1 protein-coding gene is annotated in these 941 nt (G+C 71.2%); it reads left to right on the forward strand.

Annotated features, from left to right (window positions below):
• The first annotated feature begins 311 nt into the window (after nt 1-311).
• Complete coding sequence (locus AC5LSR_RS21065; protein ID WP_493468882.1) at nt 312-938, forward strand: SCO family protein; 627 nt, start codon at nt 312-314, stop codon at nt 936-938.
• Nucleotides 939-941 lie beyond the last annotated feature (3 nt).

The following is a 941-nucleotide window of genomic DNA, read 5'->3' on the forward strand; positions in this document are numbered from 1 at the left end:
GGGCGGTCCGGCTCCGGGCGTCCGACATGGCCGGAGGTGGAACCGAGCGGCGGGGCTTATCCGTCAGTCCACGTAAGGAGCCGTCCGGCCGTAAGGGTATGGATCGAGGAGCATCGAGGAGCGAGGCCCGGGTGCGTGCATCGCAAGATGGAGGAGAAGCCGTCAGCGGAGCTGCCGGCGACGGCGACGACGGCGCCGGCAGCGCGGCGGGGGTCCGCCCTGGCACCGATCCGCCTGGTGGAGGAGCCGGCGGGAGCCGTCCGCGTCCTCCCGCCCGCTGGGGCCCGGCCCGCTGTCGCCGCCTGTTCGCGGTGCCGCTGGTGGTGGCGTTCGCGCTCGTCCTGGCCGGCTGTTCGTCCGGGACCGGGTCCGCGGTCACGATCGTGGACAACTCGGGGCCGGCCAACGAACTGCGCGGCACGGCGCTCGCGCAACCGGTCGACAAGCCCGCGCTGAACCTGACCGACACCGCCGGCGCCCCGTTCGACCTGCGCTCCCGGACGGCCGGGAAGGTCACCCTGCTGTTCTTCGGCTACACCAGCTGCCCGGACGTCTGCCCGACAACGATGGCCGACATCGCCGCGGCCCTCGACACGGTGCCGACATCTGTCCGGTCACGGATCGCCACGGTGTTCGTCACCACCGATCCCGAACGGGACACCGGCGAGGTGCTCGACCGCTGGCTGAACCAGTTCGACCCGTCCTTCATCGGCGTACGGGGCACCCTGGCGCAGATACGCGCGCAGGCGGACGCGCTCGGCATCCCGCTGGCGGATCCGGTACGCCAGCCCAGCGGGATCTTCACCGTCACGCACGGCACACAGGTCATGGCCTTCACCGCGGACGACCGGGCCAGGGCCGTCTACCTTGCGGGCACCCAGGTCGCCGACTACGCGCACGATCTTCCGATTCTGGCCAATACGGGGAAGACAACATGAAAC

The sequence above is a fragment of the Protofrankia sp. CiP1_Cm_nod4 genome (assembly GCF_982290645.1).